The organism is Hungatella sp. L36, from assembly GCF_014288035.1.
This window is the reverse complement of sequence record NZ_JACOPC010000032.1, coordinates 1-25,036: the sequence shown is the minus strand read 5'-3', so window position 1 is coordinate 25,036 and position 25,036 is coordinate 1. Positions and strand designations below refer to the sequence as shown.

Sequence of the window (25,036 nt, the reverse complement as noted above, 5' to 3'; positions counted from 1 at the left end):
TTGCAGATTTTAATAGTTGATGACGACGATGCGATCCGTGCGGTTATACGGAAATTTATAAAAGAGGATTCCCAGTGCAGTTTTGCGGCTGTCTTTGAAAGCAGGGATGGGATCGAGGCATTTGAAAAAGTATGTATGTATCCTATTGATATTATATTTACCGATGTAAAGATGCCAAGGTGCTCCGGAATCGGACTGATGGAACGGCTTAACGGTCTTCAGTATGATGGGCAGATCATAGTGATCAGCGGATTTGATGATTACGAATACGTCCATTCGGCACTCCGTTATGGGGCGGTGGACTACCTTCTGAAGCCGATTGATCCTGACGATTTTTCCATGGTCCTTCAAAAGTGCATGAGAAGCGCAGAGCGGACAAACTATCTGAAAAAATTTTACAACCACCAGATGGGGCTGGAAAAGCTGATGCTGATCCAGCAGCACCGGGTGGAACAGCTGATGCAGAACGATAAAATCGATGAACTGGTCTCGGAATACGCCGGAGATTCTGTCATGGTTCTGCAGGAGGTGTTCCGCGGCTATCAGCCCAAAAAGGAGGAGACCGAGACACTTTTTATCGCCACTCAGAATGCGTATGCAAAGGTCAGCAGCAGTTTTAAGCTGCTGCAGGGGATTTATCAGGGACTCTGGGTGGTGATCGTCAATGATATCAGTAAAAAGCAGTATGAAAAGCTGAAAGTAATGCTGAAGAAAAAATATAAATATATTGCAGTCAGCGATTTATTCTGCCTTTCCAGTGCAGACCATGTCTTTGACCAGTGCAGACAGGCCCTCAGCCTGACCTTTTACGATTTCCCGGACAAAGGCACTGATGAAGGAGAGTCCTCCGCGGGCCTGGTGGATGAGGTATGCCTTCATATCTGTAACGGCAGCTTTGACGGGCTGCAGAAGTCCTCGGAGAAGCTGTTTGCCTATCTGTGCAGGTCCAGAAAGAATGTAGGAGAGACGAAGAAGCTGCTGTCTGATATCGTGTACAGGGTGATGGCGAAGGACAACGGGTTTATCCGGGTCATCAGCCATTACAAACTGACCGATATGGACCTGGTAAATGTCATACAGACAGCGTATTCGGCTTACGATTTATATAAGCGTTTTCTGGAGCTGTGGCATCAGTATATTTACGATTACCACGAATATGCAAAAGAGAGTGCAAACAGCTTTATGGTTCAGAAAGCGGTCCGGTACATTGAGGCTAATTACAGGAAGGAAATTACACTCCCGGATGTGGCTGACGAGGTGAAGCTTCATCCCAATTATTTTTCTACACTCTTTAAAAATGAGACGGGAGTGACTTTTGTCCGTTACCTGCGCCGATACCGCATCCAGAAGGCGCTCCAGCTGATGAAGGACTCGTCTCTGAAGCTGTATGAGATTGGAGAGCTGATTGGGTACCCGGATACGACTACCTTTTATCGTGTCTTTAAGGAAGAGATGGACATGTCCCCCAACCAGTACCGCAAGATGATTGATATCGATAAATAAGTGCACGGGTATCAGTACGCCCTGCACCCTCTAATAGATAAGACTCATCACAATCCCCTGCGGAAAATCTCCGTACTTTTCCCCGAATAAATTGATGCCTCCGATATGCCTGGCATCTTTTTTTATCTGGATTAGCAGCGAGATGTAGGGGTGATCCTGGAGCTTTAAGTCTTTGAGAGACAGCTGCGGATCGATCAGGCGCCCGTCTAAGTAGCTGCCGCTTTCCCGAACGGAGAAGTTTTTTAACAGTCCGTACTGCGTGCGGCCATTGGGCCAGGCGGGGGGAGTCAGGCGGCCGCGGCGGGCGCCGTAATCTCCGGGGGAACAGTAGGTGGCGACCTCGTGTCCATTGATGGAGACGGTGATGTCGGACGGCCAGTCCTCCAGGAAGCCGGGGGCTTCGGAACAGAGCTCCATGCAGAAAGAAATTTCGTGGAGCTCCAATAAGGGATTGGTCAGGTTGGGAAAGCGGTATTCCACGAAGCCCTGCTGAAACCAGATCAGCTGTGCATTTCCGCGCAGCGGGGAGTAGAAGGTGCGGGCGCTGTCGTATGCATCCATGACGCCGTTCTCATCCGCCAGACCGCAGGTAGGCTCCACTTCGATCTGATAGTAATTGCCCACAGGCATATCCAGGGTGATCGTATTATCAGCCAGATCCGCGTCCGCGTCAAAGGTCTCCAGGTGAAAAGTCTGCATGCTGCAGATACAGACACGCATGGAACCGTGCAGGCCGGGCTGGGTTTCCGTGACGATCAGCTTCGCCTCTTCCAGGATCTTGATGTGCAGCGCCGTGGAGGACACGGGTATGGAGAGAATGTCCGCGATCTCCTGTAAAGAGAGGGGCGTATTTTTCAACAGGTTTAAAATATTGAGGCGGATTGGAGAGGACAGGGCTTTTCCGATCCTGACAATCTGCTCGTGATGGGCCGGATTGCTTAAGTGAAGCTGGATATCACGCTCACCGATGATCTTAACCGGGGCTTTCTGTTTTCGTGACATGAACGGTTCCTCCTTTTCTTACATTATTTTTTGATTACTGTAATTTAAAATCATATATTTATTATATAAAAAATGTAATAAAATATCAACTGTAATAAAAAAGTGGTGTAATATTTAGTATAATTACATAAAAATACAGACGTAATATAAAACATACTTGATATAATATACAAAATATGGTAAGATAAATTATGTAATAAATGTGGGATGACAGAGAAGGGATTACATAAACCGGGGTGAATTTTCTCTGTTTAATACATATTTATTGTAATTAAAGTCGGGTTAAAAATCAAGTAGGAATAAAAAAGAAAAGGAGAGGGAGAAATGAGAAAAATGAAGAAAATGATGTCACTGACAATGGCGGCGGTTATGACTCTGTCGTTAGCAGGATGCGGCGGCGGAGGAACAGCACCGGCGACGAAAGCGGCGGAACCGGCGGAGACCAAGGCGGAGACAACGGCCGAGGCCAAAGCGGAGGAGACGGCTGCGGCACAGCCGGCGGGGGAAAAGACGACGATTACGTTTATCAACGGCTTTACCGGCGGCGACGGTCCGTTTATGACCAAGATTGTGGATGCGTTTAACGAGTCCCAGGATCAGTACTTTATCGAGCAGCTTCAGGATGCAGACCATTACACGAAGTTCAAATCGGATGATTTCGACATGCTGATTATCCATGCGGACTGGATTTCCACGTATCACGCGCTGGGCCTTTTAAGAGAGGTATCTGACATCTATGAGAAGGCGGGGCTGTCCTTTGAGAATGACTGGCATCCGATTACCCAGACGTATGCCAAGTACGACGACGGAATTTTTGCCTTCCCGTTAGACTTATACGCAGAGACCTTCTACTACAATAAAGAATACGTAAAAGAAATACCGAAGACGTACGACGATATGAAGGCACTGCGCGATCAGCTGGATTCTGAAAATTCAGGAATCTACCCGATGTCGATCCCGCTTACCGGCGACCATCAGTGGGCATGGATGACGGCTCTCGGCCAGTCCGGATGCAGCTGGGTGGAAGGCGAGCACATCAAGATGGACACCGATGAGATCGCAGACGCATTTATGAAGATTCATGACCTGATCTATAAGGATCATATCAGCGCGGCCGGCTTAGGCGACAACGACCATTTCAACACCTTTATCAAAGAATCCAAGGACAACACCAATGTCAGCGCAGCTACAGCTCTGACGGGACCGTGGAATTACACGGCTGCCAAAGAAGTTCTGGGCGACAATCTGGGAATCGGCACACTTCCGCAGCTGTACGGTGACACGAAAGTGGTTCCGGCCGGCGGCCATACCTTCGGCGTATCTGCAAAGGTGACAGACGAGAAGAAGATCGACGGAATTGCAGCATTTATGAAATTCGCATACCAGCCGGAGATCATGTTAAACTGGGCAGATTCCGGTCAGGCTCCGATTCATTTAAAGACCATGGAACTGGTAAAACAGTCTCCAGAGAAGTATCCGGTTGCCAATGTAAACTATCAGATCTTTGATTACGCCATGATTCTTCCGGCCATCTACAATATCAGGGAACAGGTGAAATACGTGAATACAACCGTATGGTCCATGGTAATCCAGACTCCTGATTTAAAGAAAGAGGATTTGATGGAGGAGCTGAAGAACGCAACGGAGATTGCGACAGAATTATCTGAATTATAATCGTTAAACCATGAGGGGCTGCCGCTTTTTAAGAATATGAGTGCGGCAGCCCTTTCTGAGTCACTGTTCCCGCGGGGGAGCAGCAATATTTCTGACGCAAGCTGCAGGGCAGCAGACGGGAGGTTATCATGAAGAAAAGAAAAGGCGCGGCAGTGCTGTTTATCATTCCCTTTCTACTGTTTTTTCTACTGTTCTGGCTGATCCCATTTGTATACGGTATCGCGATGAGCGTAACAAAATACAGTCTGATTCAGGGAAACAAAGGGTTCGTGGGATTCGCAAATTACATCAAGATTTTATTTTCCTCATCCATGTACCACAAATCATTTATACAGGGATTGAGCAATACGGTAATATTCGTCGTGCTCACCACTCCGTTTCTGGTGTTTGGAAGCCTGTTTCTGGCGCTTCTGCTGGACCGGCTGCCGGAACGGCTGAAGGGGATTTTCCGGACGATTTATTTTGCATCCTATTCCGTTTCCGTAACCGCTGTGGCGGCGGTGTTCGTATGGCTGATGAAGGGAAACGGCGGTTATTTTAACAACATGCTGCTCAGCATGGGAATCATTAAGTCACCGATTCCCTGGATGGAGCAGCAGCCATTTGTATGGGTGGCGCTGACGGTAGCCACGGTCTGGTGGACGATCGGCTACAATATGATGCTGTTTGTCAACGCACTCAATGAAATTGACACCAATCTGTACGAGGCCTCCGCCATGGATGGCGCTGGATTCTGGGTACAGCTCCGATACATCATTCTGCCAAATATCAAAAACGTGTTTTTCTTTGTCCTGATGACGACGATCATCGCTTCCTTCAACGTCTACGGCCAGCCAAGGCTGATGACGAAGGGCGGGCCGGGAGAGACTACGAAGCCCCTGATCATGATGATCACCTCTACGATCATGGACCGCAACGATCTGGGCGTGGGGAGTGCGATGACGATTCTCATGGGAGTGGTCATCATCCTCTGCTCTGTCGGACAGTATTACCTGACCAAAGAGAAAGATAATTTAAAATAGGAGGGCGGCAAGATGAAAAAGAAATATTTTAACCGGATTTTGCTGGTCATGTGTGCCTGCGTGATCGCATACGCGTTTCTGCTGCCGCTGCTCTTCATGCTGTTTACCAGCTTTAAGGGCCTGGCGGAGGCGATGACCTCTTCCACACTGCTGCCCCATACGTGGACGCTGCAGAATTACAGGGATTTGTTTGCCAGCACCTCCACGGCGCCGATCTTTAAATGGCTGATGAATACGGCGGTGGTGACGGTCAGCGGTACGATATTGAGAATTACGACCAGCGTTCTCGCGGCTTACGCGCTGGCGCGTCTTCCGGTTCCCGGAAAGCGGTTCATCGTGGTGGGGCTGGTATGGGCGATGGCAATTCCGGAGATCGTGACATTTTTCCCATTGTTTTATATCTTCAAGCAGATTAATATGCTCAATTCGCTGCTGCCGCTGATCTTACCCTCCGGCTCCGGTGTTATGTGTATCTATCTGATCTATAACTTCCTGCTGGCGTTCCCAAAGGAGCTGGAGGAGGCCGGGCTGGTGGAAGGCGCCAATGTCTTCCAGGTGCTGTGGCACATCGTTCTTCCGTCGGTGAAGCCGGTGGTGATTACACAGGCCTTTATCACATTTCTAGGACTCTATAACAGCTACCTCTGGCCGTCGCTGGTGGTCAACAAGCAGGAGAACCGGACTGTGACACTGGGAATCGCCGCGCTGGTCCTGGGGGAAAATTATACGAACCCCGGCCTTATGATGGCATCAACCCTCGTATCGGTGGTGCCGGTCCTGATTATTTTCATGTTTGCCAATAAGTATGTCGTTAAAGGATTTACGCAGTCGGGTATCAAATAAGCTTGGAGGATGAAGTATGAGAGATGAGTATCCGCGTCCTGATTTTGTGAGGAGTGAATGGGTAAATTTAAATGGGGCCTGGGATTTTTATCTGGGCGGAGATAAGAGATCGATCGAGGTGCCATACGTATGCCAGTGCAGAAAGAGCGGGATCGGTGAGCGGATTCGTGAGGATGCCGTCGTGTATGAACGGACCTTTTTCGTGCCGGATACCTGGAAAGGGCGGTCGGTGCTGCTGAATTTCGGTGCGGTCGATTACTTCTGCCGGGTGTGGGTCAACGGGCAGTGCGTCGGGACCCATTCCGGAGGCCAGACGCCTTTCAGCTTTGATGTGACCCACTGCCTGAACTGGGGGGAAGAGTGCATCCGCGTGGAGGTGGAAGACTGGCTGAAGAATGAGCAGATCGCCAGGGGAAAACAGTACTGGGAGGATGAATCCAGCTTTATCTGGTATACGCCCAGCACTGGAATCTGGCAGACGGTATGGCTGGAGCCGGTGTCCGCGTCGCGGTTTTCCTGGATTCGCTTCACGCCGGACATCGATGAAGGTACGGTGAAGATTGACTACCGGCTGGAGCAGGGGACTGCGCTTCCGTGCGAGGCGATGATCACCATCTGCCGGGAGGAAAAGCCTGTATTTAAAGGTACCGTGTGGTGCCGCGAGCTGTGCAGCACCATCACGGTGGATGTATTTCAGAAGAAGGCGTTAAACGGTTCCTTTCATTTTGTGGGAGCATACTGGTCTCCGGAAAATCCCAATCTCTATGAGGTTACCATGGCGCTTAAAAACGGCACGGAGGTGACCGACCGGGTGGAAAGCTATTTCGGCATGCGGAAGGTCCGGATCGAAGGCGGAAGAATCTATCTAAACAACCAGCCCTACTACCAGAAGCTTCTCTTAGACCAGGGGTACTGGGAGGAGAGCCTGATCACGGCGCCGTCCGATGAGGATTACAAAAATGATATCCTGATGTCCAAGGCCATGGGCTTTAACGGGTGCAGGAAGCATGAAAAGGTGGAAGATCCCAGATTCTTATACTGGGCGGACCATCTGGGATTTCTGGTGTGGGAGGCGATGGCCAGCTTCTGGGTCTATACGCCGGAGGGGGCCTGTGCCTTTATGAGAGAGTGGATGGATGTGATCCGCAGGGATTACAATCATCCCAGCATCATTGTGTGGGGGATGCTGAATGAGAGCTGGGGCGTCCCCGGCATCTATGAGAATCAGGAGCAGCAGAGCTTTTCGAAATCCCTCTATTATATGGCCCGCAGCCTGGATTCCACCCGCCTGGTGATATCCAATGACGGCTGGGAGATGACGGACACGGATATCTGTGCGGTTCACTCCTACCAGCACGGAAGAGAGGACGACCAGAAGCAGCAGGAATTATATAAAAATTGTTTAAAAGAGATCGACGAGCTGCCTAAGATTGTGGAGAAACGGTTGTTTGCAAAGGGCCATTCCTATCAGAAGCAGCCGGTGGTGCTGACTGAGTTCGGCGGAATCGCAGTCTCGGAGGACGAGAGCGGCTGGGGCTATACGGCGATCGGACGGTCGGAATTCTTAAAGGAATACAGCAGGATTCTTGACGCGGTCTACGATTCAGACTTGATCTGCGGATACTGTTATACGCAGCTGACCGATGTGGAACAGGAGACCAACGGCCTTCTGACAAGTACCCATCAGTATAAATTTGACCCGGAAAAAATTAAGGAAATCAATGACAGGAGGAACCGGTAATGAAAGTAGTTGCACACCGGGGATACAGCGGAAGGTATCCCGAGAATACGATGCTGGCGTTTCAGAAGGCGGTGGAGGCCGGATGTGATGAGATTGAGCTGGATGTCCAGCTGACAAAGGATGATGTGGTGGTGGTCCTTCACGATGAGCGGATCGACCGGACCACGGACGGCGCCGGCTATGTCCGTGATTATACATACGAGGAATTAAAGCAGTTTAACGCGGCCAAATGCTGGAACGGAAAGTACGACAGGATGGCGATTCCCACGTTTGAGGAGTACTGCATCTGGGTGAAGGATGAGCCTGTGACCACTAATATCGAGTTTAAAACCAGCATTTACTATTATGAGGGGCTGGAAGAAAAGACGATAGAGCTTTTGAGAAAGTATCATCTGGAAGAGAAGGTGATGTTCTCGTCCTTCAACCACGTGTCCCTGTTAAAAGCGAAGGAGCTGGAACCGGATATAGCGTGCGGAATACTGGTGGACGACGAACTGGGCAACGCGGGATATTACTGCAGCCAGTACGGCTTTGAGTGTTACCACCCCAACGGAGCGAAGCTGACCGGCGCCGTGGCAGAGAGCTGCGCCCGCCATGGGATCAAAATCAATGCCTGGACCATCAATGATATGGCTCTGCTGGAAAGGCTGGGCGACTTAAACTGCAGCGGGGCGATTACGAATTTTCCGGGTATCTGCCGCGCCTGGCAGCAGGCAATGCAGAAATAGGGAAGATTACTTTACATACAGGGAAGGCGGAAATAAGTCGTTGAAGGAACAGAGAACTGCACTGCTTGAAAAAACTGAATTGCTTAATAAAACAGAATTATTTGTCCTGGACATGGATGGAACCTTTTATCTGGGTGACCGGATTCTGGATGGAGCGCTTGACTTTTTAAAGACCGTGGAGGAAACGGGGCGCAGATACCTGTTTTTTACGAACAATTCTTCAAAATCACCGAAGGTCTATCTTGAAAAACTGAAGGGGATGAACTGCATAATCGGCCGGGAGCAGATTATGACCTCCGGAGATGTGATGATCCAGTACTTAAAGAGCGGCTATGCGGACTGCTCCGTGTATCTGGTCGGCACACCGGCTCTGGAGGAGAGCTTTCGGGAGGAGGGAATCTGTCTGACGCAGGAGATGCCGGACGTGGTGGTAATCGGTTTCGATCTGACCCTGACCTACGAAAAGCTGGAGCGGGCGTGTACCTATATCAGGAACGGAGCCGAATTCCTGGCAACCCATCTGGATATCAACTGCCCTACGGAAGAAGGCTTTATCCCGGACTGCGGCGCATTCTGCGCGGCCATCTCCCTGTCTACGGGAAAGCAGCCGAGATACGTCGGTAAACCTTTCCCCGAGACCGTGGAAATGATCCTGAAGAAAACAGGCGTGGACAGGGATCGTATCGCCTTCGTGGGCGACCGCCTGTACACAGACGTGGCCACCGGTGTGAACAATGGCGCCATGGGAATGCTGGTGCTAACCGGGGAAACGAAGAGGAAGGATCTGGAGGGGGCGGAGGTCGTCCCGGATGGCGTGTATCTTTCCTTGAAGGAGATGGGGGAGCTGCTGAGGACTCATCGGGAAGATTGAGAGCGGCATACTGCCAGAAAACTGGACTTGACATTTAAATCTGCTTCTGCTATTATAAACATACCGACGGTATGTATGTAAAAGGAGGGGAGATTATGGCGCGTAATAAGTATCCGGAGGAGACCGTTCAGAAGATCCTGGATGTGTCCCGCGCATTGTTCCGGGAGAAGGGATATGAGCATACGACGATCCAGGATATTGTAAGTGCACTGGGAATGTCGAAGGGAGCGGTCTACCACCACTTTAAGTCAAAGGAAGAGATTATGGACCGGCTGACCGATGTCTACTACGACGAGGCCGGGTGGTTTATGGATATTCGGCTGGACCCATCCTTAAATGGCCTGGAAAAGCTGAAGGAGATCTTTTATTATCTGTTTACGGATAAGAAAAAATTTGAGCTGGATAAGCTGATGCCGTATACCAACAGGGATAACCCTAGGCTCCGAACCCTGATTCTGGATTCCACCATACATGATTCTGCGCCGTTTATCGCAGATCTGATTGAGGAGGGAATCCGGGATGGCTCCATTTCTGCCACACGGCCCAAGGAACTGTCTGAGATGATGATGATCCTGATGAATGTGTGGGTGGGCATGTACGCGGAAAACAGAGAGGATTTTCTTGTAAAGGTCGATTATTACCAGGAATTCTGTGAGAAGATGGGGATTCCGGTTATCGATGACCGCATAAAAGAAGCTTTCATCTGTTATTTTGATGAGGTAATAAAAGAACAGCCAGGGTGGGCGTAATCCCACCCTTCTTTTTTACAGTTATACATACCAACCGTCGGTATTAAAAATAAGGAGAATATAAAAATATGAATTCACGCCTGTTTCAACGAGACTTTACGATTATGATTCTGGGACAGATTATTTCGCTGTTCGGCAATGCGATTCTGCGTTTTTCACTGTCACTGTATGTTCTAGAGGTTACGGGATCGGCTGCGGTGTTTGGTACGATTCTGGCCGTATCCATGATTCCCACGGTGCTGCTGTCACCGTTCGGCGGTGTTTTGGCGGACCGTCTTCCGAAGCAGAAGATCATGACGATTCTGGATTTTGTAACGGCCGGACTGATCGTGTTTTATGATGCGGTTTATGGGAGTGCGGGGAATCTGGCTGCTGTCACGATCTTTATGATTCTGCTGACTCTGATCCAGGCATTTTACCAGCCGTCTGTTCAGGCCAGCATCCCGCTTCTGGCTTCCCAGGAGCAATTGATGGCGGCTAACGGGATAGTGATGCAGGTCCAGGCGCTTGCAGGCCTGCTGGGGCCGATCCTGGCCGGGATGCTGTACGGGATTGGGGGTGTGAAGCCCATACTTGCGGCCAGCGCGGTCTGCTTTTTCTTATCGGCGGTGATGGAACTGTTTCTGCGTATCCCTCACGAGAAGAGAGAGGCCGATGGATCACCGGTGCGTATGGCACTTCTTGATTTAAAGGGAGCCGTCACTTACTTAATCCGGGAAAATACCTGTCTTTTTAAGCTGCTCATCGTGGTTGCAGGAATCAATCTCTTCTTATCTGCCCTCTTTATCATAGGTCTGCCGTATCTGGTTAAAATATATTTAGGCATGTCGGCGCAGGCTTATGGATTTGCCGAGGCGGCCATGGGGATGGGCTCGATTCTCGGCGGGCTGGTATCCGGTCTGGCAGGGAAAAAGATTCCATTTAAGCATTCCCACTATTTCCTGTTGGGGACGCCGCTGCTTTTGATACCGGTGATTCTGATTCTGCTGTTCCAGGCTCCTGGGAAGATGATTTATGCGGTTCTTCTTTTTTCTGTTATGATCGGAATGGGCTTCGCTGCGTTATTTACCATTGCGGCGCAGACCTTTATTCAGAAGAGCACGCCGGTTCATATGCTGGGGAAAGTCGGCGCATTCGTATCCACCATCTGCGTCTGTGCGCTGCCCATCGGCCAGGCGATGTACGGCGGACTCTTTGAGCTGTTTTCCGGCAGTCCATGGGTGGTGGTTTTGGTTGGAACCGTGATCAGCATGATGCTGGCGTATGCGGCCAAGAGGACATTACGGAACGCAGAGGCGTAAATACCGCTGTTTTGTGTGAAATCTCTGTGAAAATGTAGAATTTATCCGGCCGTTTTGTTACAATAATAATCAGAAAATGGCTTACAGTTCAGGAGGTTATCATGGAACAGTTGAAGATATTAGTAGTAGATGACGAGGCCAGAATGAGAAAGCTGGTAAAGGATTTCTTGAGTGTTAAGGGATTTACGGTGCTCGAGGCTTCCAACGGTGAAGAGGCGGTGGATCTGTTTTTCGAGCAGAAGGATATTGCACTGATTATTCTGGATGTGATGATGCCGAAGATGGATGGCTGGGAGACATGCAGAACGATCAGAAAATATTCCCAGGTGCCGATCATTATGCTGACGGCCAGAAGCGAGGAGCGCGACGAGCTGCAGGGCTTCAACCTGGGTGTGGACGAATACATTTCCAAGCCGTTCAGCCCGAAGATTCTGGTGGCGCGCGTGGAAGCGATCTTACGAAGAAGCAACGCCGTCTCTTCCGACTTAATCGAGATCGGAGGAATCCGCATTGATAAGGCGGCGCATCAGGTTACGATCGACGGTCAGAACATTGATTTGAGCTATAAGGAATTTGAGCTTCTGACGTATTTTGTAGAGAACCAGGGAATTGCCCTTTCGAGAGAGAAGATTCTTAATAATGTGTGGAATTACGATTACTTCGGAGATGCGAGGACGATCGATACCCATGTAAAGAAGCTCCGGAGCAAGATGGGAGAGAAAGGGGACTATATAAGGACCATCTGGGGAATGGGCTATAAATTCGAGGTGACTGAATGAGACATTCCATAAAAGCCCGGTTTGCCATGGTATTCGTAGGGCTGATGGCATTCGTGCTGATTGCTACCTGGTGTGTGAACAACTGGTTTCTGGAAAGCTTTTATACCATGGACAAGGTAGCCACACTGGAAAAGGCATACAACGGAATCGACCGGATCGTTACGGAAACCGAAAAAAAGGGCACCGATATATTCGAGTATTTTAAGAGCACCTATGATCCGAACCGTGAAAATGAAGGTCCGGTCCAGCAGATGTTTCGGGTCCTCGGTGAAAAATATAATATGAACATCGTGCTGATGGACAGCGCCACCGATCAGGTTCTGATCTCCAATACGGGGGAGCGCGACTACTTGTCCAGCCGGGTTCAGGGGTATATCTTTGGCAAGGACATGCCCAAGGTCAGTATTTTAAAGACCCACGACAATTATTTTATCCAGAAGACGTATGACAAGCGCTCCGATTCTTATTATCTGGAGAGCTGGGGGTATTTTTCGGATAATGCGACCATCTTTCTGATGTCCACGCCGCTGGCCAGTATCCGGGAGAGCGTGGATCTGGCCAACCGTTTCCTGGCATACGTGGGAATCGCGGCGCTGTTTGTGGGAAGTGTGTTTATTTACTTTACCACGAAAAAGATCACCTCCCCGATTCTCCAGCTTGCGAATCTGTCGGAGAAGATGTCCAACCTGGATTTCGACGCCAAATACACAGGCCAGGCGGAGGATGAGATCGGCGTGCTGGGGAACAGCATGAACCGTCTGTCCGATACGCTGAAGGAGACCATCGGTCAGCTGAGAACGGCCAACACGGAGCTGCAGCAGGACATCGAGGAAAAGATCAAGGTCGATGAGATGCGTAAGGATTTCATAGCCAACGTGTCCCATGAGCTGAAGACGCCGATCGCGCTGATTCAGGGGTACGCGGAAGGCCTGACGGAAGGGATGGCAGAGGACCCGGAGAGCAGGGATTATTACTGTGAAGTCATCATGGATGAGGCCAATAAGATGAATAAGATGGTGCGCCAGCTCCTGACCCTGTCAGCGCTGGAGGCCGGCAACGACGCCCCGGTCATGGACCGGTTTGACTTAACTGACTTAGTCCGCGGAGTAATCACGTCCGCAGGTATTCTGATTCAGCAGAAGGAAGCGGAGGTGCACTTAGAGGACTGCGGTCCGGTCTACGTATGCGCGGATGAGTTTAAGATCGAAGAGGTAGTGACAAACTATTTGAATAATGCGCTGAATCATCTGGCCGGCGAGAAAAAGATCGTCATCACTGTGGAAGACAACGGGGAGGAAGCTCTCGTCACGGTATTTAACACAGGAAATAATATCCCGGATGAGGATATCCCCAATCTGTGGACGAAGTTCTATAAGGTGGATAAGTCTCATACGAGGGAATACGGCGGCAGCGGAATCGGGCTGTCGATCGTGAAGGCGATCATGGACTCACACAGAAAGGCCTGCGGAGTGCGAAATGTGGAAGGCGGAGTGGAGTTCTGGTTTACGCTGGATTGTTATGGGGAACAGGGATAGTTCTGGTATAATGTATTGTAAGCCCTTGTGCATAGAGTGCCTGATATTCGCATCAGGAACTCTATGCACAAGGGCTTATGATACGTTATGCTAGTGCCGCCGGACCTAAATACGTACTGCATAGCACCCGCTATCTACGCCAGGAGCACGCCCACGAAGCTAGTCGTAGGGTCCACTACGCCGTCGCTTCGCGGACGCACACCTGACGCAGATATCACGCACTATGCAGTACGCATTTAAGTCCGGCGGCACTAGTGTCAGGCGGTGAAGAATGGCGGCATCGCCTGACATATAAAATGAGTTATAAATACGCATGGCAGTTGTAAAGTAATCCGGGATATGATAAAATAAATTTGTATAATTGAATAGAAGTCAGAGGATAGCCTGATGATTCCCCTCAGAAGCTGGATATACCGCGGACAGCGGCCGGATGGCAATGCTGTTATGAAAATCCGGTTTGCTGCTTTCGCGAGAATGGGCGAAGGGGGAAATGTAATATGAATACACTTGAAGTGTTGACATTAGTGCTGGTGATATTTGCAGCACTGACTTACATAGAGATTCATCAGAATAGAAAATAGCTATCCTCTAGGGCAATAGAGGATAGCTGTGTAACTAAAAATTACACCAGATATCTGAAGCGTAATCATCAGACGAACGACTGTCTCTTTGATTACTTCTAAGTAAATTATACACTGGGGGCTTGTTTTTTTCAAGCCCCTTTTTTAAAACTAACGAGAATTCTCTGCTGGCATGCAAACAAGTCAGATATCTATAAAATTCAGCCGCATTATGCGAAATCACCGGGCGTGGATTGAAATAACAGCAGCAGCTGTCTTCCCACCTGCGCCCTTATTCAATTACATTATAAAAAGGTTTTATATACAACTATTTATTGTAATACGTTCCGAGATATGATAAAATAAATCTGTATAATTGAATAGAGGTTAGAGGATAGCCTGATGATTCCCTTCAGAAGCTGGATATACCACGGACAGCGGCCGGATGGCAATGCTGTTATGAAAATCCGGTTTGCTGCTTTCGCGAGAATTGGCGAAGGGGGAAATGTAATATGAATACACTTGAAGTGTTGACATTAGTGCTGGTGATATTTGCAGCACTGACTTACATAGAGATTCATCAGAATAGAAAATAGCTATCCTCTAGTGCAATAGAGGATAGCTATGTAACTAAAAATTACACCAGATATCTGAAGTGTAATCATCAGACGTAGCACAGTCTCTTTGATTACTTCTAAGTAAATTATACACTGGGGGCTTGTTTTTTTCAAGCCCCTTTTTAAATTTAGTCTTTCGGCAATGTTTCTGGTTGAAGCTTCCGAAACACAAGCTTCGCTGGCTGCGGCCGCTCAGCTGGGAGTGATCTTCCTGTCCTGAAGCGATCGTTCTGTCCGGGAGTGATTTTCCTGTCCTGAAGCGATCGTTCTGTCCGGGAGTGTTCTTCCTGTCCTGAAATGATCTTCCCGTCCTGACAAGATAAAGCAAGTGCTGTCATCTTGTCCGCAACGCATAAAATTTCATTACGGGTTACTGCAGTCTTTCGCAAACAGCCGCTGCTGCCTCTCCACCCGTTCCTTCACCTGTTTCAGAAAGCTTTCCGGCCCCAGAACCTTTACCACCGGTCCGAAGGAGAGAATCTGTATCAATAGCTCCGTCTCCACATCTCTGCTGTAATAGATCCGGCAGAGGTACTTACCGGAGTCACCCAGCTTTTCCGTCCGTTTCTTATAACAGGCGAAATGAAGCATGGTCCGTTCCAGCGCATTGCGCTCATTGGATATTTCCAGGACCACAGGTTCCCGGCAGAGGGAGTGTTCTAAGCAGGCATCGATATCGGGCCGAATCTCCAGGGATTTTCCCGTATCTTTAATCCGCATGATCCGCGACAGATTCAGGATAGTCAGACGGCTTAAGCTGTCATCCTTCCGAACCCGGACTGCCATGAGACGGAATTTGTCGTCCCTGGCAGAGTATTCGAGCCGGCAGGGAAGGTATCGGAATGTAGTTAAGTGGTTTTTTGCCGAAAAGTAATCGATGGCCAGGATCCGGTTCTCCCGGATCCCTTCCAGAACCGCTTGAAAATGCTCCCGGTATGAATCGAGTTCATACCCGTCTCCGTCGGAATACTGGTCAAAATAAGAAAAGTCCTCCGGATAAAACAACGGCTGAACATTTCTTAACGAAAGATCCAGCTTCCGGCACTCCTCGTCAGTAAAAAACAGGCGAAATCTGGGATCCGCGGAGACGGCTTTCAGCCAGGAACGCTGGAGCCCGGTCAGCGGCAGCGGCTCCGGTGCCTTTACCCGGGAGTAAAAGAGCGGCTTGCCGGACGGCCCCTCCGGCGACTTGACGAGTAAATTCCATTCCCCGCTCACCAGCTTCGGGACGATGGCAAGGGCACTTTCCTCATAGCCGTATGTATCCGCAATACGGTTTAAGTCGCTTTCTGACAGCCCGTGTTCCGCGGCCTCGTCCAGAATCCGCCGGACGACCAGAAAGTAACAGTTATAGATTTCAGAAAACAGTTCAGATTCCATCCTTGTTCACCTCCGATTCCGCCGAGGGTAAGTGAGGGGGACTTTCCGCACATTCCGCTGAACGTAAGTGAGGGGGACTTTCCGCATACATCTTCGCCATGCGATCCATATCCCGGAAGAACTTCTTTTCAATCATGGAATTGGAGCAGGAGAAGGAGAGAATCCGTCCTGTAAATGTTTTGACCCACGGCATCATCTCGTTGCAGTCAAAACACTCCCGCGTGTAGCTCCAGACACCGTGATCCAGCCGCGTTATGGTACCGCCGCGGCCCTCCCGTTCCAGACGGCCGATAATGTGAGCCTCCCGCTCCTCGTCCAGCGACAGGGTAAAGGAAATCGACTCCATCCGTGCCGTTCGTTCCGCCGGACGCCGGAGAGAGGGACTTTCCTTTTTCCGGCCGTCGCCAAAGGAAACGCCCCATGTCTTAGAAAGATTCTTTTCCAGATCCTTTTTATGCTGTTCGTAACGGGCTTCCCCGTCATCTCCTCCTGACTCTAAGCGCGTCACCGACAGGAGATAGTCCAGCCTGAAGCTGGAGAAACGTTTTGATTTTGTCTGATGAACGATGACGTAGCGCCGGCCTGTCTGGGTACTCACCAGAATCTTTAAAGGAGTCCCTTCCACCTGTTCGGTCCGGCCTGTCTTTGCGCTCTTATTTTCCAGCTGGATTTCTTTTCGTTCCCTCATGGCGCGCAGGAGCTCCAGGAGAATCTCGTCCTCCAGCGTATGAACCAGGAAGTCGTGTTTGAGACGGAATACGGTATTTTCCTTCTGAAGATTATCCAGTATGGTGCTGCCGATAAATCCGAAGGCGGCGCTTCCCTGATAGAAACTGACCATGTCAAGGAATCTGGGGGAACCGGTCATCTTTTCCAGCCAATCCATGGAACACAGATTCGAGGTATTTTCCTCACAACTATTCTCACGCTTTCCGTAAAGCAGCCTTCGCCCTTCCTTTTTCGCAGTTAAAATTCCCAAAGACTCATACTCCACCAGCTTTTTTCGCACAGTCTGGGAGTCAAAGAGGACTCCGTACCGGCTCTGGAGCTCGTCTGCCGTCTCATCTGCCGTGCAGCATCCGCCGTCTGCGAGAAAATCCAGAATCAAGAAATGCAGCATGATGTCATTGGAGGTAAAGCTCTTCGATTTCCAGGCGGAAAACAGCGGGTTGACGGCGATCCGGTTGCTGTGGGCGATGATGGCCACCGTTTTCTTCCGTTCCTCGTTGTACTCGCTGTGAATGTAGGGAGAAAACCAGCTTTCGATCCTGCGACGCTCGTTGTCATAGGTCCGGCCGCTGCCATCGCTGTAGTCCTCGCGGGTCTTAAACCCATATACGTAAAAATCCCGCACATAGGTACGGATCCGGTCGAACCGTTTCACAAGCTCTGAAAATTCTTTCATGGTATCTTCACTTCCTTCTGGACTTCTTCTTTTGCCGCTCCGCCGGGCTATTGTAACAGCGGTTAAATTTGATTATACTTCCATTTTTTCCTGCTGTCACCAGGTTCGCACCCTTTTTTAAATGATTCCTCCGGTAAATACTGGTAAGATAAAGTCACAACAGAGAACAAAGAACAGGAAATGGGGAATGAGATTATGTTTACATGGAAAGAAGAGCAGATGAATAAGCCGGTGAGAATCTGGCTGGAAAATATAGAAGAGGTTGAGGAAGGATGCCTGGAACAGGCGCGCCATTTAGCGCAGCTTCCATTTATCCATAAATGGGCGTGCCTGATGCCGGATACTCACCAGGGAAAAGGAATGCCGATCGGCGGAGTCATCGCTGCGGACGGCGTCATCATTCCAAATGCAGTGGGCGTCGATATCGGCTGCGGGATGAATTTTGTCTCTACCAATATAAAAACAGAGGATCTTAAACCGGTTATGACCGGCAATGGAACCATGTTCCAGGCCATTACCGGAGAGATCATGAGAAATATACCGGTTGGCTATAACTCTTATAAGAAGAGACAGGAATCGGAGGTATTGGACCGGTGCCTGGCGCATGCAGCCGATTATGAGAAGAATGAGACGCTGTTTCCGTTAATTGAGGATGCCTTTTACCAGATCGGTACGCTGGGCGGCGGCAACCATTTTATCGAGCTTCAGGAAGATCAGGATGGGTATCTGGGGATTATGATTCACTCCGGAAGCCGCCATTTTGGAAAGGAAATCTGTGACCATTTCCACAACAGAGCGAGAGTATTAAATACCGCATGGCACAGCGCTGTCCCGGATTCATACCGTTTGGCGTTCCTTCCTGTGGACAGCGCGGAGGGACAGGACTATATCCTGTGGATGAACCTGGCGCTGGAATACGCGTTTGAAAACAGAAAGCGCATGATGGAGAAAACTCTGGAGATTGTGGCTCAGAAGGTGGAAAAGTACCTGGATACGACCATGGAATTCACCGAGCAGATCAATTGTCACCATAATTACGCTTCTTTGGAGACCCATTACGGGAAAGAGGTCTGGGTGCACCGAAAGGGCGCCACCAGAGCCGGTAACGGTGAGTTGGCCGTGATCCCGGGTGCCATGGGCTCCTACAGCTATGTCGTCATGGGAAAAGGAAACCCGGAGAGCTTCGAGAGCTCGTCCCACGGGGCGGGAAGGGCCTATTCCAGAAAGGCCGCGATGGAGAAATTCTCCTGCGAGGAAGTTATTAATGATTTAAAAGCCCAGGGCGTCGTCCTCGGGAAAATGAACAAATCCGATGTGGCGGAGGAAAGCCGCTTCGCCTACAAAGACATTGACCATGTGATGGATCAGCAGAAAGATCTGGTCGTTCCGGTCAAAAAGCTGAAGACGGTCGGCGTGGTGAAAGGCTAGTACTGCGTTATTAATGCAAAGCTGTACTAGAACTGCATTACGCCGGAAAGAAATTAATCATAGCTGCAGAAATCATGGCGTAAAAGCCAGATGGTGCCGGCTGCTCTGCAGTACGGTATGCCGCAGTGAATTCCATCGGCCGCAAGGGCGGGGAATTATATATGATAGCGCCGAAACGGCAGGCAACTGCCATCGGAGGATGATGTGTCGCGGGTTCGAATCCCGTCTGCCTGATTCAGGCAGTAGCTAAGTTGGTATAGCAATCATTAGACACCTTTTTAGTGTCCCCTAAAAGATGGGGAGAAGGCCGGACTGCCAGGCTGCGGATCGTATTTTAGTCCTGCGGCCAGCATGAAAAGAGCCATGCGATGAGGCGGCTACCGCAGATTTCGAGTTATGCCCTGATCGGCCGAACAGGCGGAGGTGGTGAGTCATATGCCGCAGCCCGCAGCCGGCCCGGTCACGGCGAATGAAGAATCTGCCAAAGTCCATCCCGCTTTTTTGTGCGGTGGTCCGGTGTTTCAACCCGTGTAAAGAAAAGTCCGCCCGCGCGAAATGGCGATGTTCACCAGCGCAAAGTGGATTATAAAAATAGAAAAGAGGGAAGGTATATGCGTATTAATGTAAATCAGACCCAGTGTGGTTTCGTTATGAAAAATGGCTGTTATGAGAAAATGATATTTGCCGGAACGTACCACTATCCGGCCTGCATGGGATATAAGGTGATTATAGAAGAGATGCGTGGGAGAGTGGGATTTAAGGAAGTCCCCTTAAAGGTTTTAAAAGAAGATGCCGCGTTTATGAGCCGTGTCACGATGGTGGAGGTACCGGAGGGGCAGCTGGGAATCCTGTATATCAACCATGCGGCGAGCGCTGTTGTAACAGACCGCGAGGCCGCTTACTGGAATGTATGGGAACCGTGTGAGCTGCGTTTCATCGACATGAGGGAGCCGGTCATGGACCGGAACGTGGAAAAGAACCTTCTGCGTCTGATCGCCCAGCAGTATTATAAGAAGATTGAGATTCTTCCGGGAGAGATGGGACTGTTGTACCAGGATAATATTCTGACGGATGAGCTGGGACCCGGAACGTATTATTACTGGCTGTACGCCCGTGATGTCTTATGCCGTATTGTGGATTTAAAAATGAAGGAACTGGAGATCAGCGGCCAGGAGATCCTGACGGCTGACCGTGTGGGAATCCGGCTGAATTTAACTGCTACATACCGGATCGCAGATCCAAAGCGGCTGGTAGAGACCATCAAGGGTGTGGAAAATCAGCTTTATACCCGTATCCAGCTGATTGTACGGGAATATGTGGGCCGTTACCGCCTGGATGAGATACTGGAACAGAAGGAGGCCATCTCCGGTTTTCTGGCACAGCGGATGAGGGAAGAGCAGGAGCAGTACTGCGTGGAGGTTCAGACCATCGGAATCAAGGATATCATCCTTCCGGGGGAGATTCGGGACATCATGAACACGGTACTGATCGCGGAAAAGAGAGCGCAGGCCAATGTCATCACACGGCGCGAGGAGGTTGCCTCCACACGGTCGCTGTTAAACACCGCGAAACTGATGGATGAGAACAAGACGCTTTACAAGTTAAAGGAATTGGAATGCCTGGAGAGAATCTGTACCCAGGTTGGAAATATATCCGTGGCAGGCAGCGGAACTTTGATTCAGCAGCTCAGAGAACTGATGGGAACGTAATAATAGACTAGTGCCGCCGGACTTAAATGCGTACTGCATAGTGCGTGATATCTGCGTCAGGTGTGCGTCCGCGAAGCGACGGCGTAGTGGACCCTACGACTAGCTTCGTGGGCGTGCTCCTGGCGTAGATAGCGGGTGCAATGCAGTACCAGGAATTTAACTTCATATCGGACACACCGTGAAGGCGGCTGTCCTGCAACCGGGAAATTGATTGCAGGACAGCCGCCTTCCCTGGTATGCGCACTTCGCGCTGACACGAGTAGTCTGACTTTGTTTTTGTAACAAGTGCACAATACCTTTTGATCAGTATTAACAAAAATACAGAGACGCTGGGAAAAGACTTGTTTTTACGTTTGAATTATAATATTATAATGTTATAACTTTTGGAAAGGCGGCAGCAGGAAAAATGTATTTGATGTTAGATGTTGGCGGGACAGAGATTAAGGCCGGCGTACTCGATGAACACGGCGCCATTCAGGGCGGAATCCGCCATTTTTCTTCCAATGCGAAGGCGGATCAAGAGGCGATTCTGGATCATTTTTCCATGATCATAAAGGAGATGGCGGTCCGATGGAAAGGTGCCTCCATCGATGGGATCGGCATGGCGTTTCCGGGGCCGTTCGATTATGAACGTGGAATCAGCCTGATGCAGGGGCTGGATAAATATGATTCTATTTACGGTATTTCTATAGAAGAAGAGATGAAAAAGCGGACAGACTTTCTTCAGAATACAATTTTTTGTTTTCTCCACGATGTGGAGGCGTTTGCGCTGGGGGAAAGCTGGTTCGGGGAAGGCCGGGAGGCGGGGCGGCTTCTGTGCCTCTGCATTGGAACGGGCACCGGGTCCGCATTTATAGAGAATAAAAAGGTGATAAAAGAGAAGACGGAGGGAGTGCCTGATCATGGCTGGATCTATAACCTGCCCTACCGGGATTCCATCATTGATGACTATCTCTCCGTCCGGGGACTTTTAAAAATCAGCAGGGAGATTACGGGAACCGAGCTGAATGGAAAAGAGCTGTATGAGCGGTGTCTGGAACAGGAGGAGAAGGCGCTCCTGGTATATCACAGATTTGGTGAGGAATTAAACCGCTGCATGTGTCCATTTTTGGATGCGTTCCATCCGGACTGTGTCGTGCTCGGAGGGCAGATCTCAAAAAGCTTTCCCTATTTCGGGGAAGCCTTTAAAAAAGAATGTGAAAAACGGAACACGACGGTCTGCCTGGAACCGGAGACCTCGGCCAGAGCCATGCAGGGACTGTTTGTTGCCATGAGCCATTAGGAGAACGGAAGATGAGGAGGGACAGAATATGTTAAATCATGAAAAGGGAGCGCCGCCGCTTTATTCGCAGCTGGAATCCATAATCAAGATGCAGATCGAGCGGGGAGAGTATAACCGGGGGGATTTTCTGCCGACGGAAAAGATGCTGATGGATCAGTATGAGGTCTCGAGAGTGACGGTCAGGCAGGCCATGGCGGCCCTGTCCCAGGCCGGATATATCAAATGCTCCAGAGGAATCGGCACAGAGGTGATCTATGAGAAAATCGACGAACACATGAAGAGCGTCATCAGCTTTACGGATGAGATGAAACAGCACAATATCACTATGGAAACCACCTATTGCCGCATGGAGAAGGTCATGCCGGGTACCACCGTGGCATCAGCGCTTCAGATTCCTAAAACGGAGATGTGCTACTGCCTGACCAGAGTCCGCAGTGTCCAGGGGAAACCGCTGGTGTATACCGTTACGTATCTGAGAGATATCGTGGAGCTTCCTATGGACAGCCAGTATTATATGGAGTCTCTGTACAAATATTTAAGTGAAGTCCATGAAATAAGAATTGTAAAAGGAAGGGACACACTGGAAGCGGCGCTGCCCTCTCCGGAGGTTCAGAAATTCTTGGAAATAGAGGCTCAGATGCCGGTATTTAAGCGGATCCGCCAGACATTTCTGCCGGGAGAAGACTTTCCCGAGCTGCATAACGGCGGAAAGGATGGGCTGGTCTTCGAATACTCCGTCTGCTACTATCCGGGAAACCGTTACAAATATACAGTCGATCTATAGTAACGATTCAGCCGTGCATCATTTTGCTGCCGCACGGCTGAATCGTTACGAAATTACCATGAATAACAGGGAGGCAATATCATGAATATCGCAGGTAAATATAACAATTACGATCCGCATCCGAAAAAGGTGATTCCAGGATTTGAGGATCAGGCGTGGGAAGGCGTCCCAGCTGTCAAGGCGGAGCTGATCCGCAGGGCAGAGGACATCCTGAGCAGGGAAAAAAGAGCGGTTCTCTGTCTGGATTTCTATCCCGGTGTCGCCAAAGAGGAACTGATGGAGCTGGCACTCTCCTTAAATCCAGCAAAGATCATGGATATGGAAGACTATGCAAAATCAGAGGAAGTACTGAACCGTGAGTTTCATGACTTCATCACGGAAGACCGCGTATTCGGAGTGATCTGCCACAAGAAGCTGGCCGATTTCTTTGATGCGGCCAAGCTGGAAGCGGCGGCAGCGGAGCTGGAAGCGCAGAAGGAAGGGCTGGTGGTGATCGCCGGCGTAGGAGCCGGTCTCATAAGCAGAGGCGATATTTACGTTTACTGTGGCATAACGAGATGGGAAATCCAGCTGCGCTACCGGAAGGGAATGCCCAACTGGCACTGCACCAACAGTGATGCTCCCATTTTAACAAAATATAAGCGGGCCTTTTTTATCGAGTGGAGGCTGGCGGACCGTTACAAGAAGGAGCGGTATGATCAGTTTGATTATGTGCTGGAGAGCGAAGAAACCGGTAATCCCAAGCTGATAACAGGCCAGGCTTTTCGCGGCGGCTTAGAAAAGGTCAGCGCAGAGCCGTTCAGAATGGAACCGTATTTTGATCCTGGCGTATGGGGCGGTCACTGGATGCAGGAGAATTTCGGACTGGATCCGGAGAAGGAGAATTTCGCGTGGAGTTTCGACGGAGTACCCGAGGAAAATTGCCTGAATCTTACATATGGTAGCGTAACCGTAAAAATACCAGCTATCGACCTGGTAATGTATCGTCCTCATGAGCTTCTGGGAGAACGGGTTCACGGCCGTTTTGGCGCGGAGTTTCCTATTCGTTTTGACCTTCTGGATACCATGGGAGGCGGCAATCTGTCTCTTCAGGTCCATCCGCTGACGGAGTATATTCAGGATTCCTTTGGAATGCACTACACACAGGACGAGAGCTATTATCTTCTTGATGCGGCAGAGGACGAAGAGACTTACGTCTATTTAGGCGTGAAAAATGGGGTAGACCGCGACGCCATGGCCCGTGATCTGAAGCGGGCGGAAAAGGGGGAAATTCCATTTCCGGCGGAAGAGTATGTGAACCGGGTACCGGTAAAGAAACACGATCATATTCTGATCCCGGCGGGAACTATCCACTGCTCCGGCAAAAATACCATGGTGCTGGAGATCAGCGCCACCCCCTATATCTTTACCTTTAAGCTGTGGGACTGGGGCCGAGTGGGACTCGACGGAATCCCGCGCCCGATTCACGTGGAGCACGGTTTAAAAAATATTCAGTGGGACCGTGACACGGACTGGATATACGATAACATTGTACACCAGGAAACGGTACTGTCCAATGAACCGGGGAAAATGGTGGAGCGCACCGGACTTCACAACCGGGAGTTCATCGATACCTGCCGTTATACGCTGACCGAGGCTGCTTCAGTTGAGACGGACGATTCCGTTCATGTGATGAATCTGGTAGACGGCAGATGCGCCCGCATTGAAAGCATGGATGGCAGTTTTGAGCCATTTGAGATTCATTATGCGGAGACTGCCATTGTGCCGGCTGCCGCAAAGTGCTACCGGATTGTTCCGGAAGACAGAGAGATTAAAATGGTCGTGGCATCGGTACGCCGATAGAGAATAACAAGCAGGGGCCCGGGCTAAGCAGCAGATTCACTGCTTTGCCCGGGCCTTTGCTGTGATTAAGATGAGCGTATTGTGTGTCACAGAGAAATAAACACCATATATTGTGTATGAAAATATAAAATTGAGGGTATAATAAAAAATATCAAAAAAATTCAAAAAACATGTTGACTTTTGTCGGCTGCTTTGATATGATATACCTCGCCGCTGAAAACGGCGGCAAACTTTTCCAGAAATCTTCCAGCTGAACCGCTGAGAAAGTTTTGAAGAAAATG

The 25,036-nt window shown here is 49.8% G+C and carries 19 protein-coding genes; 16 read left to right on the top strand and 3 right to left on the bottom strand.

Annotated features, from left to right (window positions below):
- On the top strand, nucleotides 1-1,503 hold the full coding sequence (locus tag H8S80_RS33085) for a response regulator transcription factor (protein ID WP_002602196.1): 1,503 nt from the start codon (nucleotides 1-3) through the stop codon (nucleotides 1,501-1,503).
- A gap of 30 nt (nucleotides 1,504-1,533) precedes the next feature.
- On the opposite strand, the gene H8S80_RS33080 is transcribed toward H8S80_RS33085, so the two are convergent.
- On the bottom strand, nucleotides 1,534-2,505 hold the full coding sequence (locus H8S80_RS33080) for an ArsR/SmtB family transcription factor (protein WP_002602197.1): 972 nt from the start codon (nucleotides 2,503-2,505) through the stop codon (nucleotides 1,534-1,536).
- A 324-nt stretch (nucleotides 2,506-2,829) separates the two neighbouring features.
- Between H8S80_RS33080 and H8S80_RS33075 the strand changes: the two genes are divergently transcribed.
- The 10 genes from H8S80_RS33075 (at nucleotide 2,830) to H8S80_RS33030 (ending at nucleotide 13,748) form a co-directional block, all read left to right on the top strand.
- Nucleotides 2,830-4,179, top strand: coding sequence for an ABC transporter substrate-binding protein (locus H8S80_RS33075; RefSeq protein WP_002602198.1), 1,350 nt, complete (start codon nucleotides 2,830-2,832; stop codon nucleotides 4,177-4,179).
- Between the two features lie 128 nt (nucleotides 4,180-4,307).
- Entirely contained in the window at nucleotides 4,308-5,201 is an 894-nt protein-coding gene (locus H8S80_RS33070; RefSeq protein WP_002602199.1) for a carbohydrate ABC transporter permease, read from the top strand.
- Nucleotides 5,202-5,213: 12 nt separating this feature from the next.
- Nucleotides 5,214-6,044, top strand: a complete 831-nt coding sequence (locus tag H8S80_RS33065) for a carbohydrate ABC transporter permease (protein WP_025531175.1) — start codon at nucleotides 5,214-5,216, stop codon at nucleotides 6,042-6,044.
- A 16-nt stretch (nucleotides 6,045-6,060) separates the two neighbouring features.
- The gene (locus H8S80_RS33060; protein ID WP_117633707.1) at nucleotides 6,061-7,785 is read left to right on the top strand and encodes a glycoside hydrolase family 2 protein; all 1,725 of its coding nucleotides are present in this window, start codon (nucleotides 6,061-6,063) and stop codon (nucleotides 7,783-7,785) included.
- Complete coding sequence (locus tag H8S80_RS33055) at nucleotides 7,785-8,513, top strand: glycerophosphodiester phosphodiesterase (protein ID WP_117633706.1); 729 nt, start codon at nucleotides 7,785-7,787, stop codon at nucleotides 8,511-8,513. The genes H8S80_RS33060 and H8S80_RS33055 overlap by 1 nt, the downstream gene beginning before the upstream one ends.
- Before the next feature lie 40 nt (nucleotides 8,514-8,553).
- A complete protein-coding gene (locus H8S80_RS33050) occupies nucleotides 8,554-9,384 on the top strand; it encodes an HAD-IIA family hydrolase (protein WP_181988079.1) in 831 nt (276 codons plus the stop codon).
- Between the two features lie 95 nt (nucleotides 9,385-9,479).
- On the top strand, nucleotides 9,480-10,133 hold the full coding sequence (locus H8S80_RS33045; protein WP_002602204.1) for a TetR/AcrR family transcriptional regulator: 654 nt from the start codon (nucleotides 9,480-9,482) through the stop codon (nucleotides 10,131-10,133).
- A gap of 68 nt (nucleotides 10,134-10,201) precedes the next feature.
- Nucleotides 10,202-11,434 carry an MFS transporter gene (locus H8S80_RS33040; protein WP_117633705.1) on the top strand — a complete coding sequence of 411 codons (1,233 nt, stop codon included), beginning with the start codon at nucleotides 10,202-10,204 and terminating at the stop codon, nucleotides 11,432-11,434.
- Nucleotides 11,435-11,535: 101 nt separating this feature from the next.
- Entirely contained in the window at nucleotides 11,536-12,213 is a 678-nt protein-coding gene (locus H8S80_RS33035) for a response regulator transcription factor (RefSeq protein WP_002602206.1), read from the top strand.
- Nucleotides 12,210-13,748, top strand: a complete 1,539-nt coding sequence (locus tag H8S80_RS33030) for a sensor histidine kinase (RefSeq protein ID WP_117633704.1) — start codon at nucleotides 12,210-12,212, stop codon at nucleotides 13,746-13,748. The genes H8S80_RS33035 and H8S80_RS33030 overlap by 4 nt, the downstream gene beginning before the upstream one ends.
- 1,540 nt (nucleotides 13,749-15,288) lie before the next feature.
- Here the strand turns inward: H8S80_RS33030 and H8S80_RS33025 are convergent.
- Both H8S80_RS33025 and H8S80_RS33020 read right to left on the bottom strand, forming a co-directional pair.
- Nucleotides 15,289-16,305 (bottom strand): WYL domain-containing protein, encoded by a 1,017-nt coding sequence (locus tag H8S80_RS33025; RefSeq protein WP_025531170.1) that lies wholly within the window; start codon nucleotides 16,303-16,305, stop codon nucleotides 15,289-15,291.
- Nucleotides 16,295-17,710, bottom strand: a complete 1,416-nt coding sequence (locus H8S80_RS33020; protein WP_117633738.1) for a WYL domain-containing protein — start codon at nucleotides 17,708-17,710, stop codon at nucleotides 16,295-16,297. Before H8S80_RS33020 ends, H8S80_RS33025 begins: the two co-directional genes overlap by 11 nt.
- Before the next feature lie 195 nt (nucleotides 17,711-17,905).
- On the opposite strand from H8S80_RS33020, the gene H8S80_RS33015 reads away from it, so the two are divergent.
- The 5 genes from H8S80_RS33015 (at nucleotide 17,906) to H8S80_RS32995 (ending at nucleotide 24,755) form a co-directional block, all read left to right on the top strand.
- A complete protein-coding gene (locus H8S80_RS33015; RefSeq protein WP_117633739.1) occupies nucleotides 17,906-19,138 on the top strand; it encodes an RtcB family protein in 1,233 nt (410 codons plus the stop codon).
- Nucleotides 19,139-19,749: 611 nt separating this feature from the next.
- Nucleotides 19,750-20,847 carry a slipin family protein gene (locus H8S80_RS33010; RefSeq protein ID WP_002602213.1) on the top strand — a complete coding sequence of 366 codons (1,098 nt, stop codon included), beginning with the start codon at nucleotides 19,750-19,752 and terminating at the stop codon, nucleotides 20,845-20,847.
- Between the two features lie 415 nt (nucleotides 20,848-21,262).
- On the top strand, nucleotides 21,263-22,129 hold the full coding sequence (locus tag H8S80_RS33005) for an ROK family protein (protein WP_243008061.1): 867 nt from the start codon (nucleotides 21,263-21,265) through the stop codon (nucleotides 22,127-22,129).
- Nucleotides 22,130-22,157: 28 nt separating this feature from the next.
- Nucleotides 22,158-22,913, top strand: a complete 756-nt coding sequence (locus tag H8S80_RS33000; protein WP_002602215.1) for a GntR family transcriptional regulator — start codon at nucleotides 22,158-22,160, stop codon at nucleotides 22,911-22,913.
- A gap of 81 nt (nucleotides 22,914-22,994) precedes the next feature.
- Nucleotides 22,995-24,755, top strand: a complete 1,761-nt coding sequence (locus H8S80_RS32995) for a class I mannose-6-phosphate isomerase (RefSeq protein ID WP_117633741.1) — start codon at nucleotides 22,995-22,997, stop codon at nucleotides 24,753-24,755.
- Nucleotides 24,756-25,036 lie beyond the last annotated feature (281 nt).